Raw genomic sequence first — 17,748 nt, forward strand, 5'->3', positions numbered from 1 at the left:
CAGCACCAACGCTCTCCTGCCGATCGCCGAAGTTGTACCTGGTAAGGCTTTCCGACGTTTCTGGACGCCGGGTGGCGAGGGTTCGGCGGGGAGGAGTTGGGGCTGGTCGGCGTCGCGCCGATCGGGTAGTTGGTTTCAGTCGAAGGGGAGGCCGAAGTGTCGGTGTAGGTGGGCGAGGGTGGCGTTGACGAAGTCGGTGGGCCAGGTGGCGCCGGTTTGCTTGGCGAGGGCTTGGCCTCGGCGGAGGACTTCGCGGGCGATGTATTGATTCGCGGCGATGAGGTCGGTGAGGTTCGAGCCGGCGGGTGGGATGTTCTCCAGGACGGCGCGCTGGTCCGGGCTCAGGAGGGCGTTGAGGTGTTTGGCGCCCGTCGTACGGCGGACTCCGCGTTCGGCGAGCATCACCCGGATGAGGAGGTCGCGGACGGCGTTGAGGCCCTGGTTGGCGACGATTCGTTCGTCGCGGCCGAGGGCTGTGACGAGGTTGCCCAGGAAGTAGAAGAACAGTGGGACGACGCCGTCCGGCCAGTACGGCGTCCCGGGTCGGCCGTGCTCTCGGGGCTGATCGCCGTCCGGGAAGAGGACGCCGTCCCGGTCGTAGAGGACGCGGACGCCGTCGTACTGGAAGCGGTCGAAGGAGCTCAGCGGGTGGGCGATCAGGTCGATATGCAGCCAGTCGGCGGTGATGCCGAGGCCGCCGGCGAGCCCGGGGAGGCGGTCGCTGAAGACGACCAGGCCGGCGACCTGCCGGAGGATGTCGTCCCAATGGGCCTCGAACCAGCCGAGGCTCTCGTCCGTGACGACCAGGTGCAGGTCGAGGTCGCTGAAGCGATCGGCCTCGCCGGCGCCGTAGCTGCCGATCAGATAGACGGCCAGGATCCGGCCGTCGGCGGGCAGCTGCTCCCGGGCGCGCTGGATCATCACGTCGTACCGCGGGTCGCCGTTCCCCATCCGGTCACCCTAGGGCGCGCGGCGGGGCGGGATCGGTCGGAGATGGTTTTGTCGGTCGGCGGCGCTAGGGTTGCGGGCGTGGAAGCACCCCTTGCGTTGTACCGCCGGTATCGCCCGGAGACGTTCGCCGAGGTCATCGGGCAGGATCACGTCACCGCGCCGCTGCGGAACGCGCTGAGCAACAACCGGGTCAACCACGCCTATCTGTTCTCCGGGCCGCGCGGGTGCGGTAAGACCACCAGCGCCCGGATCCTGGCGCGCGCGATCAACTGCGAGAAGGGCCCGATCGCCGAGCCGTGCGGGGTCTGCAAGTCCTGTACCGACCTGGCCCGCGGCGGCCCGGGCAGTATCGACGTGATCGAGATCGACGCCGCGTCGCACGGTGGTGTCGACGACGCGCGTGACCTGCGCGAACGGGCGTTCTTCGCGCCGGTCGAGAGCCGCTACAAGATCTACATCATCGACGAGGCGCACATGGTGACCACGCAGGGCTTCAACGCCCTGCTGAAGCTGGTCGAGGAGCCGCCGCCGCATCTGAAGTTCATCTTCGCGACGACCGAGCCCGACAAGGTGATCGGGACGATCCGGTCCCGGACGCATCACTACCCGTTCCGGCTGGTCCCGCCGAAGGCGCTCGGCGATTACATGGCGACGCTGTGCCAGTCCGAGGGTGTCTCGATCGAGTCGGCCGCGCTGCCGCTGGTCGTCCGCGCAGGCGCCGGCTCGGTGCGTGACTCGCTGAGCGTGCTGGATCAGCTGATCGGCGGCGCGGGGCCCGAGGGCGTCACGTACGAGCTTGCCGTCGCGCTGCTCGGTTTCACGCCGGATTCGCTGCTCGACACGTGCGTCGACGGCTTCGCGGCGCATGACAGCCGGGCTGTTTTCGAGACGGTCGAGAAGGTCATCGAGACCGGCCAGGATCCGAAGCGGTTCGCCGAGGACCTGCTGCGGCGGCTGCGTGATCTGGTGATTCTGTCGGCGGTGCCGAATGCCGTTGCGTCCGGGCTGATCGAGGCCGCTGAGGACCAGGGGCAGCGGCTGCAGACGCAAGCGGCGGGGATTGGCGCTGCGGAGCTGACTCGGGCGGCGGACATTGTTGCTGCCGGGCTGTTGGAGATGCGCGGTGCGACTGCGCCTCGGCTGCAGCTGGAGCTGATCTGCGCGAAGGTGTTGCTGCCGGGCGCGGATGATTCGACGAACGGGATTCAGGCTCGCCTGGACCGGATGGAGCGTCGGCTCGCGATCGCTGGTGGTCCGGAGTCGGGTGCGGCGTACGCGCCGGTGCCTGGTGCCCCGGCGCCCGACGCGGCGTCCAGTCGCGCGGCGGCGCGGGCGGCCGCAGGAGTCGGGACGGCGGAACCCGGTGGTGGCGGGGTTGCGGCTAGCGGTGGTGTAGCGGGTGCGGCGTCCGGTGCGGCTGGTGGTTCTGTGGCTGGTGACGCGCAGGGCGGTGGGGCCGGGGCGGTAGTGGACGCCGGTGGGCAGGACCAAGCTGGCGGTGAGGACGGGGCTGGTGCCGCCGAGGCGGCGGCTGGGTCGGCGGCCGCGGAGTCTGGCGGCGGGCATGGTGTGGGCAGTGCTGGGGGTACGGCGGACGGTGGCGCGTCCGCTAGTGGGACGACTGCCGGTGGGACGACGGCTGGCGGTGCGACTGCCGGTGGCGCGACAGCTGGCGGTGCGGTGGCCGGTGGTGCGGTGGCGTCGGGGAGCCGGCAAGGCGCTTGGGGGGATGAGCCTGCGGGCGGTGGTGGTTCGGGGGTAGAGGCGGCTGGGGCGCCGGCGGTTGGTGGTGCGGATGTCGCTGGTGGCGGTGCGGGTGGTGCTGTTGCTGGGGGTGCGTCGGCGGGTGGGGTCAGTGCGCCGGTGGGGTCGCCTTCGGCTGGGGCCGTTGGGTTGGGGGATGTGCGGCGGTTGTGGCCGCAGGTGTTGGAGGCGGTGAAGACCAAGCGGCGGTTCGCGTGGATCATGCTGAGCCAGAACGCGCAGGTCATTGCTGTTGATGGTCAGACTTTGACGTTGGGGTTGGTGAACGCGGGGGCTCGGGAAAGTTTCGCGCGGTCCGGCAGTGATGAGATCTTGCGGCAGGCGATGATCGACACGATCGGGCTGAATCGGCGGATCGAGGCTGTGGTGGATCCGTCTGCCGATCCTGGGGCGGGCGGTGGGTCCGGCGGTGCGCCTGCGGCTCCGCGCGGGCCGCAGGGTGGGGCTGGTACGGCGGGGTTCGAGGCGCCGGGTGGTTCGGCGGGAGCGGGTGGGGCTGCGCCGGGTTACGGTGGTGCTGGGGCTGGCAGTACCGGGCCGGGCAGCGGTGGTGGCTCTGGTAGCAGCGCGCCGGGCGGTTCGGCTGAGGGCGAGTTCGTCGGCGGCGCTGGGAATGGGCAGGTTGGTGCCGGGGCCGCGGCGGCAGTGGGTGGGGCTGCGGCGGGTCTCGGTGGTTCTGGGTCTGGCGGCACCGGGACGGGTAACGGTGGTGGTGTTGGTAACGGCGCGCCGGGTGGTTTGGCTGGGGGCGAGTTTGCCGGCGGCGCTGTGAGTGGTGATGTGGGTGCTGGGGCTGCGGCGGGTGTGGGCGGGGCTGCGCCGGGTCTCGGTGGTTCTGGGTCTGGCAGCACCGGGCCGGGCAGCGGTGGTGGTGTTGGTAACGGCGCGCCGGGTGGTTTGGCTGGGGGCGAGTCTGTCGGCGGCGCTGTGAGTGGTGATGTGGGTGCCGGGACTGCAGCGGGAGTGGTCGGGGCTGCGGCGGGTGGTGCGGGGCTGGGTAGTGCCGGCTCGGGTGGGGCTGGGGGGAGCAACGCTGGGCCGGGCAATGCTGGGCCAGGTGGTGCGGGGATGGGTCACGGCGGGTCGGGCAACGCCGGGCCGGGCAACCCTGGGACCGGGAACGCCGGGACCGGGAACGCCGGGACGGGGAACGCCGGGACGGGCAACCCTGGGACCGGGAACGCCGGGACCGGGAACGCCGGGACGGGGAACGCCGGGACGGGCAACGCCGGGCCGGGCAACGCCGGGCCGGGTAACGCTGGGCCGGGTGGTGCGGCGATGGGGCATGGCGGGTCGGGTAGCGCGGGTCCGGGTGGGGCTGGGCTGGGCAGTGGTGGGGCTGGTGGTTCGGGGGCGGGCGGTGCCGGGCAGGTGGGCTCGGGTGGTGGGGGGCGGACTGGGGCTTGGGGGGATGAGTTGGGGGCGGTGGCGCTTCAGGAGCCGCCGGACTCGGAGTACGACGTGCCTGCGGAGCAGGATCCTTGGGAGGCGGGTGGGGCGGCGCGTCCTCCGGCTGGGTCTGTGCAGGAGGCGCCTGGGCAGGCGGCGCCGGAGGATCGGCGGCAGCAGGCTGCTAGTAAGCGGCGGGCTGCTGAGGCTGCTGTCGCGGCTGAGCAGGCGTTGCGGAACGCGGCTGCGCCGACGGCGGCTGAGGTGCCGTTGACTCCGGAGCAGGAGGCTGACGCGATCGGTGAGGATGATGTTGTCCTCGAGGAGGACTCGCGGTCGCATACCGATCTCCTGCGGGACACGCTCGGCGCGCAGATCATCACCGAAGAAGTGAACTGACCTGATTTACACGACGGTGCGCGGGCTGGGTAGGCCCGCGCGACCCGCGACGTAGTCCCGCACGGCCTGCGATGTAGTCCCGCACGACCCTGTGGTGTGGTCCTGCACGACCTGCGGCTGTTCTGCCGCAGGTGATTTGTGCTGCGGTGGGCACGCTTGGTCGATTCCACCGCTGGGCCGTCGGCCGCGGGGCCGGGCGGGGGCTGTGGCGTGCGCGTGGTGGGACGGCGGGAGGGCGGCTGGGGCTCGGGGCTCAGGAGCAACAGGTGAGGGCGCCGTCGTGGGCGCTCAGCGTGGGTGAGACGCCGGTGAGGGGTGCGGTCGGCGCGGCTGGCTCGGCGTGGGTGAGGTGGCGGTCAGCTCGGCGAGGCTGTGGCATGCGCTGGGGGGACGGTGGAGCGTGGCCGGGAAGCCCAGGTGAGAGTGCGGTCGGCGCGGCTCGGCGGGGGTGAGGTGGCGGTCAGCTTGGCGGGGCTGTGGCATGCGTTGGGGGCGGCGGAGGGTGGCCGGGGAGCACAGGTGAGGGGGCGGCTGGCTTGGCGTGGGGGAGGGTGAGGGGGGTGGGGGCGGGTACTTGGGTGGGGGTGGAAGGGGTGCGGTGTGGATGAGCGGGTGTTGTTGGCGTTTGTGGTGACTACTGCGGTGGCGATGGTGGTGCCGGGGCCGGACATGTTGTTTGTGTTGGGGTGTGGGGTTCGGGGTGGGCCTCGGGCTGGGTTGTTGGCTACGGCGGGGGTGGCTACCAGTGAGGTTGTGCATGTGGTGTTGGCGGCGGCTGGGTTGGTGGCTTTGTTTGCGGCGGTGCCGGCGGCGTTTGCGGTGACTCGGGTGCTGGGCGGGATGTATTTGGTGTTTCTGGGCGTCCAGATGATTCGGAAGCGCGGGCGCGGCGTGGATGTGGACGGCGTGGGTGGGGTGTCTGGGCGGCGGGCCTATTCGATGGGGCTGCTGACGAATCTGGTGAATCCGAAGATGGTGACGTTCACGTTGGCGTTCTTGCCGCAGTTCGTGGATCCGGCGCGGGGGCAGCTGTGGTTGCAGTTCGCGGTGCTGGGGGCGGTGCTGGTGGTGATCGAGTTCGTGGTGGACGGGACGGTGGGCGTGGCTGCCGGGCGGATTGGGGGCTGGTTGCGGGCGCGGGAGCGGGCTCGGCGCAGGTTGGACGTGACTACCGGCGGGCTGTTCATTGGGCTCGGGGCGCGACTCGCGCTGCAGCGCTGATCCCCAGCGGGTGGAGTGGGCTGTGGGTGAGGGGCGCGGGTGTCCACAGTTTCCACAGGGCTGTGGACAAAGTTCTGGACAGGGTTGTGGATAACTCGGGGAGACCGGCTGGTTTCTGGGGGTTACGTGGGGGGTGTGCGGGACCGGCTAGGGTTGGTGGCGTCCAGGTGGCGGCTCGATGAGGAGATCGCGTGTTCGACGGTGGCGGGTCCGGCGGGTTTGACATGTCCAATCTGCTTGCGCAGGCGCAGGCGATGCAGGACCAGCTCATGCGCGCGCAGGCGGATCTGGAGAGCCAGGAGGTCACCGGGTCGGCCGGTGGCGGGCTGGTGACGGCTGTGGTGTCGGGGACGGGCGAGCTGTTGCGGCTGGAGATCGGGAAGGACGTCGTCGATCCGGAGGACACCGAGACGCTGGCCGATCTGATCGTGGCCGCGGTCCGGGACGCCTCGGAGAACGCGAAGGCCGAGGCCGCCAAGGCGATGGGTCCGCTGGCCGGTGGGATTCCCGGTCTGGGGTCCGAGGGGCCGGGTGCGCCCGGTGGTCTGCCGGGGTTGGGCGGCGGCCCGGGGATCGGGTTCTCGAACCCGGGTAGCGCGACCGGCCAGCCCGGTCAGAACCCGGGTTAGACGTGTACGAAGGGGCCGTTCAGGACCTGATCGACGAGCTCGGCCGGTTGCCGGGTGTGGGCCCCAAGTCCGCGCAGCGGATCGCGTTCCACTTGCTGGCCGCCGATGAGACCGACGTCCGGCGGCTGGCGCATGTACTGGTGCAGGTCAAGGAGAAGGTCAAGTTCTGCGAGATCTGCGGCAACGTCTCGGAGGAGACGCAGTGCCGGATCTGCCGCGACCCGCGCCGGGACCTGAGCCTGATCTGCGTGGTCGAAGAGGCCAAGGACGTGGTCGCCATCGAGCGGACCCGCGAGTTCCGCGGCCGGTACCACGTACTCGGCGGGGCGATCTCGCCGATCGAGGGCATCGGGCCGGACGAGCTGCGGATCAAGGAGCTGATGCAGCGGCTGGCCAGCGGTGAGGTGATGGAGATCATCCTCGCCACGGATCCGAATCTCGAGGGTGAGGCGACCGCGACGTACCTGAGCCGCCTGCTGCGGCCCATGGGGTTGCGCGTCACCCGATTGGCTAGTGGACTTCCTGTAGGCGGTGATCTCGAGTACGCCGACGAGGTCACACTCGGACGGGCGTTTGAAGGGCGACGATCGATCGATGACTGAAATTGATATGACTGAGCGGACGGACGCCGAGGACCTGACGGAGTTCGCGGAACAGATCGCCGACCAGGTGCGGAGCTTCCTGATCTCGGTGCGCGACATCGCCGCGCAGCCGGATGAGGACGGCGTCGACGAGGGGCTCGCCTCGCTGCCGTACCTGCTGCTGGAGGTCAGCCAGCTGCTGCTGGCCGGCGGCCGGCTCGGCGCGTTCGAGGACTTCGTGCCGGAGGAGCGGTTCGAGTCGGACGCCGGCCCGGATCCGGATCTGGACGCGATGCGCGACCGGCTGGCCGTGCTGTTCGAGGGGCTCGACGAGTACGCCGAGGTCTTCGACCCGTACGCGCTGCCGCCGGAGATCACCGTCAACCGGCTCTCCGACGACCTGACCGCGATCGCGACCGACCTCGTGCACGGGCTGGCCCACTACGAAGAGGGCCGGGTCGTCGAGGCGCTGTGGTGGTGGCAGTTCTCCTACGTCTCTACCTGGGGCGCCGCGGCGAGCGCCGTCCTGCGGGCGATCCAGTCGCTGATCGCGCACGACCGGCTGGAGCCGGCGCACGACCCGGAGACCGAGGCGACCGACCGCGAGCTGGTCGAGGTCGCCGAGGAAGCCGTTCAGCGCCGCTGAGGTGTCCGTTCACGAACTGATCCGGCGACTGCCCGATATCCGAGCGGTCCGCCGGGTCAGTCGCGCGCTCGCCGTCCTCGATCTGGTGCTGAACGGCGATGACGACGCCCTGCCGTACTTCGCCTTCGACGCGCGCTGGTCGGCCACCGAGGAGGCCGCGTTGATGCGCGACGGCTCGGGGAACGAGTACTCGATCGTGTTCTCGGCCGCGGGCGCCTTCGCCTACGGGTTCGACCACGAGTCGCCGATGTCGCCGTACGTGAACGAGCTGCAGCTCTGGCCGGGGCTGCGGGACGGCGTCCCGGAGGTGTTCGACGCGGCGCGAGACGAACCGGCCTTCGCCGACGAAGAGGGGATCCCGCGCGCGACGGTCTGCTTCTGGCGGACCACCGCGGACGACGGCTGGCGCGCGGGCCCGGTGCGGGGCGTCGAGCAGGACGGCGCGGAGAAGCTCTTCGAGCTGCTGGCCGACGGGAGCCCCGAGGCCTACCTGACCTTCGCCGAGGACTACTACGAGCTGGCCCTCGACCTCGAGCCGATCCGGCACATCTACGCGCTGATGCCGCTCACCGAGTACGTCGTGACGTCGCTCAACCGGGAGCGTCGGCTGAGCGATTTGGGGGAAGGGATCGCCGAGATCGGCTACCCGCGCTCCTAGTCCGGGAGCATCGGCATCGTCAGACCTTGATCGCGGCCGAGGAGGACGCCGCGGGTGATCGCGTTGGCGCCGAACTTGTCTTTCACCTTGTCCAGAGCGGAATCCAGCTCGTCGTTGGCCGCTTTGTCGAAGGGGAGCGCGAGCTGCAGGTCGGCCTCGTTCTCCAGGTTGCCGACCGAGATGCCGATCATCGTCAGGCCCTGCGCGGTGACGAGCGGCTCGGCCGCGGCCAGCAGCGCGCGGGCGGTGATCAGCACCGCGCGCGTCTGATCAGTTGCCTGCGGCAACGTGTGGGAGCGGGTCGCGCGGGTGAAGTCGTCGAACCGCAGCCGCAGCGTCACCGTCCGCCCGGAGCGACCGGCGGAACGCATCCGCCGGGTGACGCGATCGACCAGCCCGGCCAGGATCGCATCCAGCGTCGCCGGGGACTTCGGCGATCGGCCCAGCGCGCGCTGCGAGCCGATCGAACGCCGGCGCCGGCCGACCTCGATCGGCCGCGGGTCGCGGTTGTGGGCGAGCGCGTGCAGATGCCGGCCGGAGGCGCGGCCGAGCATCGCGACCAGGGCCGCCTCCGGGAGCTGGGCGACGTCGCCGACCGTCGTCAGCCCGCGCGTCCGCAGCTTCTCCGCGGTCACCGAACCCACGCCCCACAACCGCGAAACATCCAACGGATGCAGGAACTCCAGCTCATGCGCCGGCGCCACCTCGAGCAGCCCGTTCGGCTTGGCGACCCCGCTGGCCACCTTGGCCAGGAACTTCGTCCGCGCGACGCCGACCGTGATCGGCAGCCCGACCTGGGACAGCACCTCGGCCCGCAGCCGGGTCGCGATCTCGACCGGCGTCCCGGAGATCTTCGCGAGGCCGCCGACGTCCAGGAACGCCTCGTCGATCGACAGCCCCTCGACCAGCGGCGTGGTGTCCTCGAAAACCTTGAAGACGGCCTTGCTGGCCTCGGAGTACGCCGACATCCGCGGTTCGACCACGATCGCGCCGGGGCAGCGTTCGCGCGCCTGCCGCCCGTTCATCGCCGTCCGGACGCCGCATGCCTTGGCCTCGTAACTACACGCCAGGACGACGCCCGCCCCCACGATCACCGGGCGCCCGCGCAGGCGGACGTCGTCCCGCTGCTCGACCGACGCGTAGAACGCGTCCAGGTCGGCATGCAGAATCGTCGCGAGCACGAACATATGTTCGCATAGACTCAGCCCGGCAAGATAGGGAGAAATCCCGAGGCGCCGCCCGACTTTGTCAGGACAGAATCACCTTCATGGACCTGACGTCGTACCGCGACCTGTGGCGCACGCCCGGCGTGATGGTGCTCCTCGCGGCGGCGCTGGTCGCGCGGATGCCGGTGATGGCGACGATCGTGCCGCTCGCGTTCCTGGCCAAGGATGCCTCCGGGAACTTCGGCTGGGCCGGCGTCGTGGCCGGTGGCTACGCCGTCGGGACGGCGGTCGCGAGCGTGATCTGGGCGCGCCTGGTCGACCGCAAGGACGCCCGCTGGGTGATCATCAGCACCGGTATGGCGTGGGCCGTGCTGATGGCCGTGGTCGCATTGCTCCCGGACAGCTGGTTCCGGCTGCTGCCGGTAGCCGCCGCTCTGTCCGGTCTGTTCGTCTCACCGGTCGCATCCTCTGTCCGAGCCGCCTGGCCGCGGCTGGTCCAGGGCGCCCGGCTCAGGGCGATCTACGCGCTGGACGCGTCCGCTACTGAGCTCTTGTTCGTCATCGGCCCGATGCTGGGCGCCATCGTGGTCAGTGTCGCCAGCCCGCGCGCAGGTCTGTTGGCCTGCGCCGCGGCCGCCGCTGTGTCTATCTGGTGGTTCGGCCTGAAGCAGGAGCCGCATGCGCCGAAGGACGAGACCGAAGAGGGGCCGCGCCCGAATGTGCGGGTACTCCTGCTGCATCGGCACCGGCTGCCGTTACTGATCGCCTTCGCCTGCATGGTGATGGGCTTCGCCTCGATGTCGATCGGCATCGTCGCGTTCGCTGACCACCACGGCAATCGGCTGATCGCCGGCGTCCTGGAGACCGTGGTCGCGCTGGGCAGTCTGATCGGTGGTCTGATCGGCGGTGCGCTGCCCGGCCGCCACGACTCGTACGTCTGGCGTCGCATGCTCGCCTTCGCCGTACTGACTGCAGGTTGTGTGTTCGCGACCGCATCGGTGGTGGCGCTGGCGGTGATGCTGTTCGCAGCCGGCTGTCTGATCGCACCGACCGTCGGTGCGCTGTACGAGCGGCTAGGCGTGATGACGCCGGCGTCCGCACGGACTGAGATCTTCGGCTGGATGCTGAGCGGCGGCATGATCGGCTCAGCCGCCGGCTCGGCTATCGGTGGTGGAGTGGTGGAGACGCTCGGCGTCCGTTACGCGTGGGCCCTGATGGCCGGCCTGGCAGTGGTCGGAACGCTCGCAGTCCTCCGGGTGCCGCCCCATCGAGCCGTCGAGTCGGCAGTGGCGAGTGCGCCGGTCACGGCGTAGTGCACCTTGTAGCCGGCCTCCAGCGTCCCGGAGGCCCCGGCGCACAGTGAGATCAGCTTGAACGACCGCCGGTCCAGCACAGTGCCCTGACCGGCGCGCATCGGGTGGATCTGGATCGACACGTCGTCCAGCAGCCGCCACCGCAGGAGTGAGCGGATCAGACCGAGGCTGCCCAGGACATGCAGGTCCGGGCCCGGGATCTGCTTGAGCGCCGTCAGCACCCGCCGCGGATCGCCCTTCAGGACTTCGCTGTGCGGGTGATAGGCGACCGGAGTCGAGGCGATCACGAGTTTGCGGACCGACTGCAGCCCGGCGACCGAGCCGGCGTACTGCTCGTAGGTCCGGCGGCCGAGCAGGACGGTGTTCGTCCCGGCGGCGAGGTCCTCGATCACACTGCCCAGCGCCGGCGCCGGGAGCCACCGCTCCGGCCGGTCCACGATGCCGTCCTCCGACATGCACAACTTGGCGATGATCGCGCGCATCCGCCCCTCCTCCATGGTCGTCATCAATCACGATGCAGACAGCGGGCGGAAGGTTGTTACTTGTTCTCGCGGCGTCCTCGGCGGATCTCGGTCTCGAGCGCGTCGAGCCGGTTGACCCAGAACTTACGGTACCGGTCCAGCCAGTCGTCGACCTCGCGCAACGGGCCGGGCGCGACGGCGTACAGGCGCCGGGTGCCGGCCACGGTGACGGTGGCGAACCCGTTGTCGCGCAGGACCTTCAGATGCTGGGAGACGGCCGGCTGGCTGATGCCGAACTCGTCGCCGATGGTCGCGGCGATACTCCCGGCCGGGAGCTCGCCGTCGGCCAGCAGCTCCAGAATCCGCCGCCGGACCGGGTCGCCGAGGATGTCGAACGCATGCACACCGAGCATTGTTTCCGTCCGCACTTATATCAACAAGTGGTTCACCGGTAGGCAACGACGAGGTCACGGCTAAGATGGGGCGAACGACTACGCCTGGTGCAGCGCCGCACGGCGTACCGCAACCAGTGGTTTGAGGAGACACCCTGTGGGACGCGTCGTGCACAAGTACGGCGGTTCTTCGGTCGCCGATGCCGATTGCATCAAGCGTGTGGCCCAACGGATCGTCGCGACGAAGAAGGCCGGCAACGACGTGGTCGTCGTCATCTCCGCGATGGGCGACACCACCGACGAACTGATGGACCTGGCTCAACAGGTCTCCCCGCTGCCGCCCCCGCGCGAGCTGGACATGCTGCTCACCTCCGGTGAGCGCATCTCGGCCGCGCTGCTGGCGATGGCGATCGCGAACCTCGGTTACGAGGCGCGCAGTTTCACCGGCTCGCAGGCCGGTGTGATCACCACGTCCGCGCACGGCAACGCGCGGATCATCGACATCACCCCCGGCCGCCTCGAGGAGGCGCTGGCCGAGGGCCATGTCGCGATCGTGGCCGGTTTCCAGGGCGTCGCCCAGGACACCAAGGACATCACCACGATGGGCCGCGGCGCGTCGGACACCACCGCGGTCGCGCTGGCCGCCGCGCTGGAGGCCGACTACTGCGAGATCTACACCGATGTGGACGGCATCTTCACCGCGGACCCGCGGATCGTGCCGGCCGCGAAGCAGATCCCGAAGATCTCCTACGAGGAGATGCTCGAGATGGCCGCCTGCGGCGCCAAGGTGCTGCACCTGCGCTGTGTGGAGTACGCGCGGCGCTACAACGTCCCCGTCCACGTGCGTTCCTCCTTCTCGCAGAAGGAAGGCACCTGGGTCGTCGATGCGAAGGAACTGGATCAGATGGAACAGGCGATCATCACCGGCGTGGCCCAGGACACCAAGGAGGCCAAGATCACCGTGGTCGGGGTTCCGGACAAGCCCGGTGAGGCCGCCCGGATCTTCGAGACCGTCGCCGGCGCCGAGACCAACATCGACATGATCGTCCAGAACGTGTCGGCCGTGGCCACCAACCGCACCGACATCTCGTTCACGCTGCCGCGCGCCGACGGCGCCCGGGCGATGTCGGCCCTGGCCCGGATGAAGGACGAGGTCGGCTACGAGCAGCTGCTGTACGACGACCAGATCGGCAAGGTCTCCGTGGTCGGCGTCGGGATGCGCTCGCACCCGGGCGTCTCCGCGAAGTTCTTCTCCGCGCTCGCGGACGCCGGCGTGAACATCGAGATGATCTCCACCTCCGAGATCCGGATCTCGGTCGTCGTCGACGAGAACCTGGTGGACGCCGCCGTCACCGCGGCGCACACCGCCTTCGACCTGGACGACCAGCACACCGGCGCGGTCGTGTACGGCGGAACCGGCCGGTGAGCGCTGACGAGCGAGCCGGTCTGCCGTCGCTCGCGGTCGTCGGCGCGACCGGCGCCGTCGGCTCGGTGATGCTGGCGCTGCTCTCGACCCGGGAGAACGTCTGGGGTGAGATCCGGCTGATCGCCTCCGAGCGGTCCGCGGGTAAGCGGCTCAAGGTCCGCGGCGAGGAGGTCGAGGTGGTCGCGATCAGCGAGACCGCCTTCGACGGGATCGACGTCGCGATGTTCGACGTCCCGGACGACGTGTCGGCGCAGTGGGCGCCGATCGCGGCCGCCCGGGGCGCGGTCGTCGTCGACAACTCCGGCGCCTTCCGGATGGATCCGGACGTCCCGCTGGTCGTTCCCGAGGTGAATGCCGAGGCGGCCCGGAACCGGCCCAAGGGCATCATCTCGAACCCGAACTGCACGACGCTGTCGATGATCGTGGCGATGGGTGCGCTGCACCACCGCTACGAGCTGGAGCAGCTCGTCGTCGCGTCGTACCAGGCCGCCTCCGGCGCCGGGCAGGACGGGATCGACGCGCTCTACGACCAGCTGACCAAGGTGGCCGGCAACCGCGAGCTCGGGACGACGCCGGGCGACGTCCGCCGGGTCGTCGGGAACGCGCTCGGCCCGTTCCCGGCCCCGCTCGCGCTGAACGTCGTCCCGTGGGCCGGCTCGCTGCAGGACGCCGGCTGGAGCTCGGAGGAGCTCAAGGTCCGGAACGAGTCCCGCAAGATCCTCGGGCTGCCGGACTTGAAGGTCTCCGCGACCTGCGTCCGGGTGCCGGTCGTGACGACGCACTCGTTGTCGGTGCACGCGCGATTCGCCCACGAGGTGGACGCCGACGAGGCCCGCGAGGTCCTGCGGGACGCGCCGGGCGTGCTGCTGTTCGACAACCCGGCCGAGGGCGAGTTCCCGACGCCGGCCGATGTCGTCGGCACCGACCCGACCTGGGTCGGCCGGGTCCGTAAGTCGCTCGACGACCCGAACGCGCTGGAGCTGTTCGTCTGCGGGGACAACCTGCGCAAGGGCGCGGCGCTGAACACCGCGCAGATCGCCGAGGTCGTCGCGAAGGAGTTCATCGCGGCGAAGAGCTGAACACTTCTCAGCTTATTACGGAATGTAGCGTGACGCACACCACGCGTTAAGTGCGGATTTGCGGACTCCTGGGTCTGGTTGGGCTGATTTACCAGGCGGTAACGTCGTTAGCGGTAGCTGCCGCGCGATGTCATCCGCCCCCTCCCTCCCAGGAGTTCGCCATGCGCTTCCGTACGCCTGCCCTGTCTGCCCTCGCCGCCGCGGCCGTCGTCGCCGCCGGGATCACTCCGGCCTACGCGGCCACCGGAACGGGTTCGATCACGTTCCAGAGCACCACCTGCGCCTTCACCCTCAACTACGCCGGCGGCCCGCCGCCGGCCGCGGTCGACCTGCAGTCCTTCGTCCTCGACAGCAGCTGCTCCGCCGCGGGCACCGGCTCCGGTCAGCTCACGTTCGGTCCTGGTGACCAGGCGACGCTGACCGGGACGGTCTCGGTCACCCGGCCGATCAGCTGCACGTACGCCGCCGCCCTCAAGGGCACCTACTCGGGCAACGCCGTGACGTTCCCGACCCAGGCCGTCCCGAAGAAGAGCGGCAGCTTCCTCTGCCCGAACCCGGCCAACATCGCCATCTCGCTGAACCTCTGACGATCTGACCGGATGGTCGACCCGCAAACCAACTGGGGATTTGCGGGTCGACTGTCAGAGCCAGCTCTCTCGAGCGGCGTGCAGGGCGAGCTGGAAACGGGTGCTGGCGCCGGTGCGGTTCATCAGCCGCTCCAGGTAGCGGAAGAACGTCCGGCGGCTGATGCCGAGAGTACGGGCGATGGTGTCGTCGGCCGCGCCTGTGGCCAGCAGTGCGAGCAGACGGCGTTCGATGGGCTCCAGTCGGTCGTCCTCCGTGCCGACCGAGGCGTGCAGCGGTAGCGCGTTCCGCCAGCAGAGCTCGAACATGCCGATCAGCGCGGTCAGCAGACTGCTCGGCCGGATGATCAGGAGCGAGCGGTTCACGTCGGTGTCGCGCACCGACATCGACACGAACGCCATCGAGCCGTCGATGATCGTCAGCTTGGCCGGGACGTCGGGCAGCACGCGAGCCTGCTCACCGGCCTCGACGCAGGGCAGGATGTTCTCGGTCAGATAGCCGGGCACCTCGACCGACTCCGGTGAGTACACGACCCGGTAGGCGACGCCGCGGCGGAGCTGGTCGATCTCCTCCTGGTTCGGGCCGCCGATGTAGTACGGCGGGGAGTCGATCGCGAGGATCTCGCGTTGCGCGCTGCCCTTGATCTGGTGGATCCGCTCGACGATCGCGTTCCCGGTGACGACCTCGATCAGGTGCGTGGTCGACTCGTTGTGCACGGTCCGGCGGAACTCGTCGTACGCGTTCAGGACCTCGATCCGGGCCTGCTTGAGCTCGGACTCCCGGCGTAGCGTCATCGCCTCCAGACCGGCGTCCGGAGGGACCGGCAGGAAGCGCGAGTGGTCCGAGCCCGAGCGGCGGGCCAGACCGGCCTGGACGAGCCCGGCCAGCGTGCTGTCGATCCCCGCCTGGCGGTCCGCGATCGCCTCGTCCAGCTCGGTGATCGTCGACGGACCGATCCGCAGCAGATGCTGGTAGACCCTGATCTCGTCGTCGCTGAGCCCGAGTACCCGCAGATGCTCGACACGCTCCGTGTTCGACGTGCTCGCCACGCCTGCCTCCCTTCCCAAAGCCGTCACCGTCCGCTACCGCCTCTCCAGCCTAGGATGGACGATCCAGTGCGATCCGCACTGTCCGTGTCCTGATGAATGCGGGCAGCGATAATTGTTGTCCTGTCAGCATTCTTGTGCCGTGTCACCATCTGGCCACCATTTCCGCGCAGTTGTGAGCGAGAATTGAGGTCCAGCAGCCCGGCGACGGACCACCTGAGCGCCGCCGGGCTGCTGTTCCAATTCTGGCGCTTGATCGCTGTTCCGTCAGCGGAGCCCGTTTCGGTTGCATCTCGATCCCGGCGGATCGGTGCCCTCGCACTCCCGTGCCATCACCGGCTGTGCCGGAGGGTGTACAAACTGTTGCATCTCCATCGTGAGGCCGATGAGGAGGACAGTCCGATGCGAACCGTGCCGCGCCGCCAACACCGCGACACCGTACGCCTCGGCTCGACCGTCCCCGGTGCTGTTGCAGCGGCGCCGCCTTCGCGTCCGGCCTCTGGTGCGATGACCGCCGCCCTGGTCATCGTGCCCGCCGATCCGGTGCCCGCCCGGCCCCGGTCCGCCCATCAGGGCCGGGCCGGCATCGGATCTCGCGTGGGGGCCCAGGAGGTGCCGAGCGGAGCTCCGTGGATGGTGAGGCTGTCCACGGGACGCGGGGGCACGACGTCCGCCGCCCGGTTCCCCACCGGCCAGGACGCACCCCTGGGGCCCCGCCGATAGTCGTCCGGCCGGTCCGGATTCCGGTTTTCGGATGTGACTCCAGGCACGGCGTCCGGGCCGATTCCGAACTTCCGGAACGGCGATCGCGTCGAATCCGTTGAATTGACACGGATTTGACCTTGTTCACTGGTGCTCCCCGAAGCCGCCGCCGAGCATCGAGAGCGCGGGATTTCCGTGCGCTGGAAGGCGTTTTGGCCGTCACCAGCGGTCAAATGTATATTCCGGATAACGATCGGAGTCAGGTGGCGCGGCGAACGGCGGTTGCGGTGCGTACGTCGGTGCTCACTGTCGAGGACCGCTGAGTCGTCGGTGCCGGAGTCGATCCGCTACTCTGCTTCCCGGTCTGCGTGGCCCGCCGTCGTACCAGGGAACGGCGGAGTTCGGTCAAAGAACACCAGCGGCTGAACGTGGACAGGACTTCATGGCAGAGAGAGGCGTCGCCTGAATGAACGCGACTAGCGTCGACGAGGAATTCAACCCGTCGGTGCACGTGTACGAGCCGCACAAGGCCGGCTTGCCGCCCTTGCGTCCCTACTTCCGGGCGCTCTGGGAGCGCCGGGTGTTCGCGGCCGAGATGTCGCGGACCGGTATCCGCGCGGCCAACACCAACACCTTCTTCGGGCAGATCTGGTTGGTCATCAACCCGTTGCTGCTCGCCGCGGTCTACTACTTGCTGACCCAGATCATCGCCGGCGGCTCCGGCCGGCAGGGCGCGGCGGCGACGTTCGCGCACCTGTGCGGCGGTCTGTTCGTCTTCTACTACTTCCAGGGCGCGGTCTCGACCGGCGCGGGCAGTGTGGTCGGCGGCGGCAAGCTGCTGATGAACATGGCCTTCCCGCGGATGCTGCTCCCGCTGTCGGCGCTGCGGACGGCGTTCTTCCGCTTCGTCCCGACCTTGTTCGTGTACGCCGTCATCCACGTGGTCGTCGGCGGGCCCTTCGGCTGGGTGATGCTGCTGGCGCCGGTGTTCCTGGGCCTGCTGACGATGTTCGCGGCCGGGATGAGCATGATCTTCGCGGCCCTGCAGGTGTACTTCCGCGACACCGCCAGCTTCCTGCCGTACTTCATGCGGATCTGGCTGTACCTGTCACCGGTGCTGTGGTTCGCGGAGGTCGCGCCGGACAAGTTCAAGCCGTTCCTGCCGTTCAACCCGCTGACCTCGCTGATCGGCGGCTGGACCGACCTGCTGGTCCGGGCCAAGATGCCCCCGCTGGAGATGTGGATCGGCGGCGTGATCTGGGCCGTGGCGGCGCTGGTGATCGGTTCGTTGTTCTTCATGTCGAGGGAGCGTGAGTTCGCTGTCCGTCTCTGAGGCCGAG

At 69.5% G+C, this 17,748-nt stretch carries 16 protein-coding genes; 11 read left to right on the top strand and 5 right to left on the bottom strand.

Translation table 11 applies throughout. The annotated features are described in order from the left end of the window. Positions 1-135: 135 nt before the first annotated feature. Positions 136-951, bottom strand: coding sequence for a hypothetical protein (locus tag ACZ6ZD_RS10460; protein WP_465670461.1), 816 nt, complete (start codon positions 949-951; stop codon positions 136-138). A 78-nt stretch (positions 952-1,029) separates the two neighbouring features. Between ACZ6ZD_RS10460 and ACZ6ZD_RS10465 the strand changes: the two genes are divergently transcribed. The 6 genes from ACZ6ZD_RS10465 (at position 1,030) to ACZ6ZD_RS10490 (ending at position 8,238) form a co-directional block, all read left to right on the top strand. Further along, the gene (locus tag ACZ6ZD_RS10465; protein WP_465670463.1) at positions 1,030-4,503 is read left to right on the top strand and encodes a DNA polymerase III subunit gamma and tau; all 3,474 of its coding nucleotides are present in this window, start codon (positions 1,030-1,032) and stop codon (positions 4,501-4,503) included. Between the two features lie 648 nt (positions 4,504-5,151). Then, positions 5,152-5,724 carry a LysE family translocator gene (locus ACZ6ZD_RS10470; protein WP_465672664.1) on the top strand — a complete coding sequence of 191 codons (573 nt, stop codon included), beginning with the start codon at positions 5,152-5,154 and terminating at the stop codon, positions 5,722-5,724. A 224-nt stretch (positions 5,725-5,948) separates the two neighbouring features. After that, on the top strand, positions 5,949-6,353 hold the full coding sequence (locus ACZ6ZD_RS10475; protein WP_465670465.1) for a YbaB/EbfC family nucleoid-associated protein: 405 nt from the start codon (positions 5,949-5,951) through the stop codon (positions 6,351-6,353). 2 nt (positions 6,354-6,355) lie between these two features. Further along, positions 6,356-6,955: a recombination mediator RecR gene (recR, locus tag ACZ6ZD_RS10480; RefSeq protein ID WP_171678221.1), complete on the top strand. Its 600-nt coding sequence runs from the start codon at positions 6,356-6,358 to the stop codon at positions 6,953-6,955. Next, positions 6,948-7,580, top strand: coding sequence for a DUF5063 domain-containing protein (locus ACZ6ZD_RS10485; RefSeq protein WP_465670468.1), 633 nt, complete (start codon positions 6,948-6,950; stop codon positions 7,578-7,580). The genes recR and ACZ6ZD_RS10485 overlap by 8 nt, the downstream gene beginning before the upstream one ends. Position 7,581: 1 nt before the next feature. Then, positions 7,582-8,238, top strand: a complete 657-nt coding sequence (locus ACZ6ZD_RS10490) for a hypothetical protein (RefSeq protein ID WP_465670470.1) — start codon at positions 7,582-7,584, stop codon at positions 8,236-8,238. Here ACZ6ZD_RS10490 and dinB read toward each other — a convergent pair. Beyond that, on the bottom strand, positions 8,235-9,419 hold the full coding sequence (gene dinB / locus ACZ6ZD_RS10495) for a DNA polymerase IV (protein WP_465670472.1): 1,185 nt from the start codon (positions 9,417-9,419) through the stop codon (positions 8,235-8,237). The two genes, ACZ6ZD_RS10490 and dinB, sit on opposite strands and share 4 nt — an antisense overlap. A gap of 86 nt (positions 9,420-9,505) precedes the next feature. On the opposite strand from dinB, the gene ACZ6ZD_RS10500 reads away from it, so the two are divergent. Continuing rightward, positions 9,506-10,717, top strand: coding sequence for an MFS transporter (locus ACZ6ZD_RS10500; protein WP_465670474.1), 1,212 nt, complete (start codon positions 9,506-9,508; stop codon positions 10,715-10,717). Here the strand turns inward: ACZ6ZD_RS10500 and ACZ6ZD_RS10505 are convergent. Both ACZ6ZD_RS10505 and ACZ6ZD_RS10510 read right to left on the bottom strand, forming a co-directional pair. Continuing rightward, entirely contained in the window at positions 10,603-11,223 is a 621-nt protein-coding gene (locus ACZ6ZD_RS10505) for a dihydrofolate reductase family protein (protein WP_465670476.1), read from the bottom strand. The genes ACZ6ZD_RS10500 and ACZ6ZD_RS10505 overlap by 115 nt on opposite strands. 32 nt (positions 11,224-11,255) lie before the next feature. Beyond that, positions 11,256-11,591: an ArsR/SmtB family transcription factor gene (locus ACZ6ZD_RS10510; protein ID WP_465672666.1), complete on the bottom strand. Its 336-nt coding sequence runs from the start codon at positions 11,589-11,591 to the stop codon at positions 11,256-11,258. Positions 11,592-11,727: 136 nt separating this feature from the next. On the opposite strand from ACZ6ZD_RS10510, the gene ACZ6ZD_RS10515 reads away from it, so the two are divergent. The 3 genes from ACZ6ZD_RS10515 to ACZ6ZD_RS10525 all read left to right on the top strand — a co-directional run bounded on the left by ACZ6ZD_RS10515 (position 11,728) and on the right by ACZ6ZD_RS10525 (position 14,662). Further along, the gene (locus ACZ6ZD_RS10515) at positions 11,728-12,996 is read left to right on the top strand and encodes an aspartate kinase (protein ID WP_171678226.1); all 1,269 of its coding nucleotides are present in this window, start codon (positions 11,728-11,730) and stop codon (positions 12,994-12,996) included. Next, positions 12,993-14,075: an aspartate-semialdehyde dehydrogenase gene (locus tag ACZ6ZD_RS10520; RefSeq protein WP_465670479.1), complete on the top strand. Its 1,083-nt coding sequence runs from the start codon at positions 12,993-12,995 to the stop codon at positions 14,073-14,075. Before ACZ6ZD_RS10515 ends, ACZ6ZD_RS10520 begins: the two co-directional genes overlap by 4 nt. Before the next feature lie 161 nt (positions 14,076-14,236). Beyond that, positions 14,237-14,662, top strand: a complete 426-nt coding sequence (locus ACZ6ZD_RS10525; protein WP_465670481.1) for a hypothetical protein — start codon at positions 14,237-14,239, stop codon at positions 14,660-14,662. Positions 14,663-14,716: 54 nt separating this feature from the next. Here the strand turns inward: ACZ6ZD_RS10525 and ACZ6ZD_RS10530 are convergent, their stop codons facing one another. Continuing rightward, entirely contained in the window at positions 14,717-15,709 is a 993-nt protein-coding gene (locus ACZ6ZD_RS10530) for a helix-turn-helix domain-containing protein (protein WP_465670483.1), read from the bottom strand. Between the two features lie 1,165 nt (positions 15,710-16,874). Between ACZ6ZD_RS10530 and ACZ6ZD_RS10535 the strand changes: the two genes are divergently transcribed. Next, positions 16,875-17,741 (top strand): ABC transporter permease, encoded by an 867-nt coding sequence (locus ACZ6ZD_RS10535; protein ID WP_465670485.1) that lies wholly within the window; start codon positions 16,875-16,877, stop codon positions 17,739-17,741. Positions 17,742-17,748: the final 7 nt, after the last annotated feature.

Source organism: Kribbella sp. NPDC104218 (assembly GCF_055584105.1).

Bases quoted from the DNA above. Each gene is read 5' to 3' on its own strand.
- ACZ6ZD_RS10475 (WP_465670465.1), top strand. From the start codon at position 5,949: ATGTCCAATCTGCTTGCGCAGGCGCAGGCGATGCAGGACCAGCTCATG.
- ACZ6ZD_RS10525 (WP_465670481.1), top strand. From the start codon at position 14,237: ATGCGCTTCCGTACGCCTGCCCTGTCTGCCCTCGCCGCCGCGGCCGTC.
- ACZ6ZD_RS10500 (WP_465670474.1), top strand. From the start codon at position 9,506: ATGGACCTGACGTCGTACCGCGACCTGTGGCGCACGCCCGGCGTGATG.
- ACZ6ZD_RS10470 (WP_465672664.1), top strand. From the start codon at position 5,152: ATGGTGGTGCCGGGGCCGGACATGTTGTTTGTGTTGGGGTGTGGGGTT.
- ACZ6ZD_RS10460 (WP_465670461.1), bottom strand. From the start codon at position 951: ATGGGGAACGGCGACCCGCGGTACGACGTGATGATCCAGCGCGCCCGG.
- ACZ6ZD_RS10510 (WP_465672666.1), bottom strand. From the start codon at position 11,591: ATGCTCGGTGTGCATGCGTTCGACATCCTCGGCGACCCGGTCCGGCGG.
- ACZ6ZD_RS10485 (WP_465670468.1), top strand. From the start codon at position 6,948: ATGACTGAAATTGATATGACTGAGCGGACGGACGCCGAGGACCTGACG.
- ACZ6ZD_RS10535 (WP_465670485.1), top strand. From the start codon at position 16,875: ATGAACGCGACTAGCGTCGACGAGGAATTCAACCCGTCGGTGCACGTG.
- ACZ6ZD_RS10505 (WP_465670476.1), bottom strand. From the start codon at position 11,223: ATGACGACCATGGAGGAGGGGCGGATGCGCGCGATCATCGCCAAGTTG.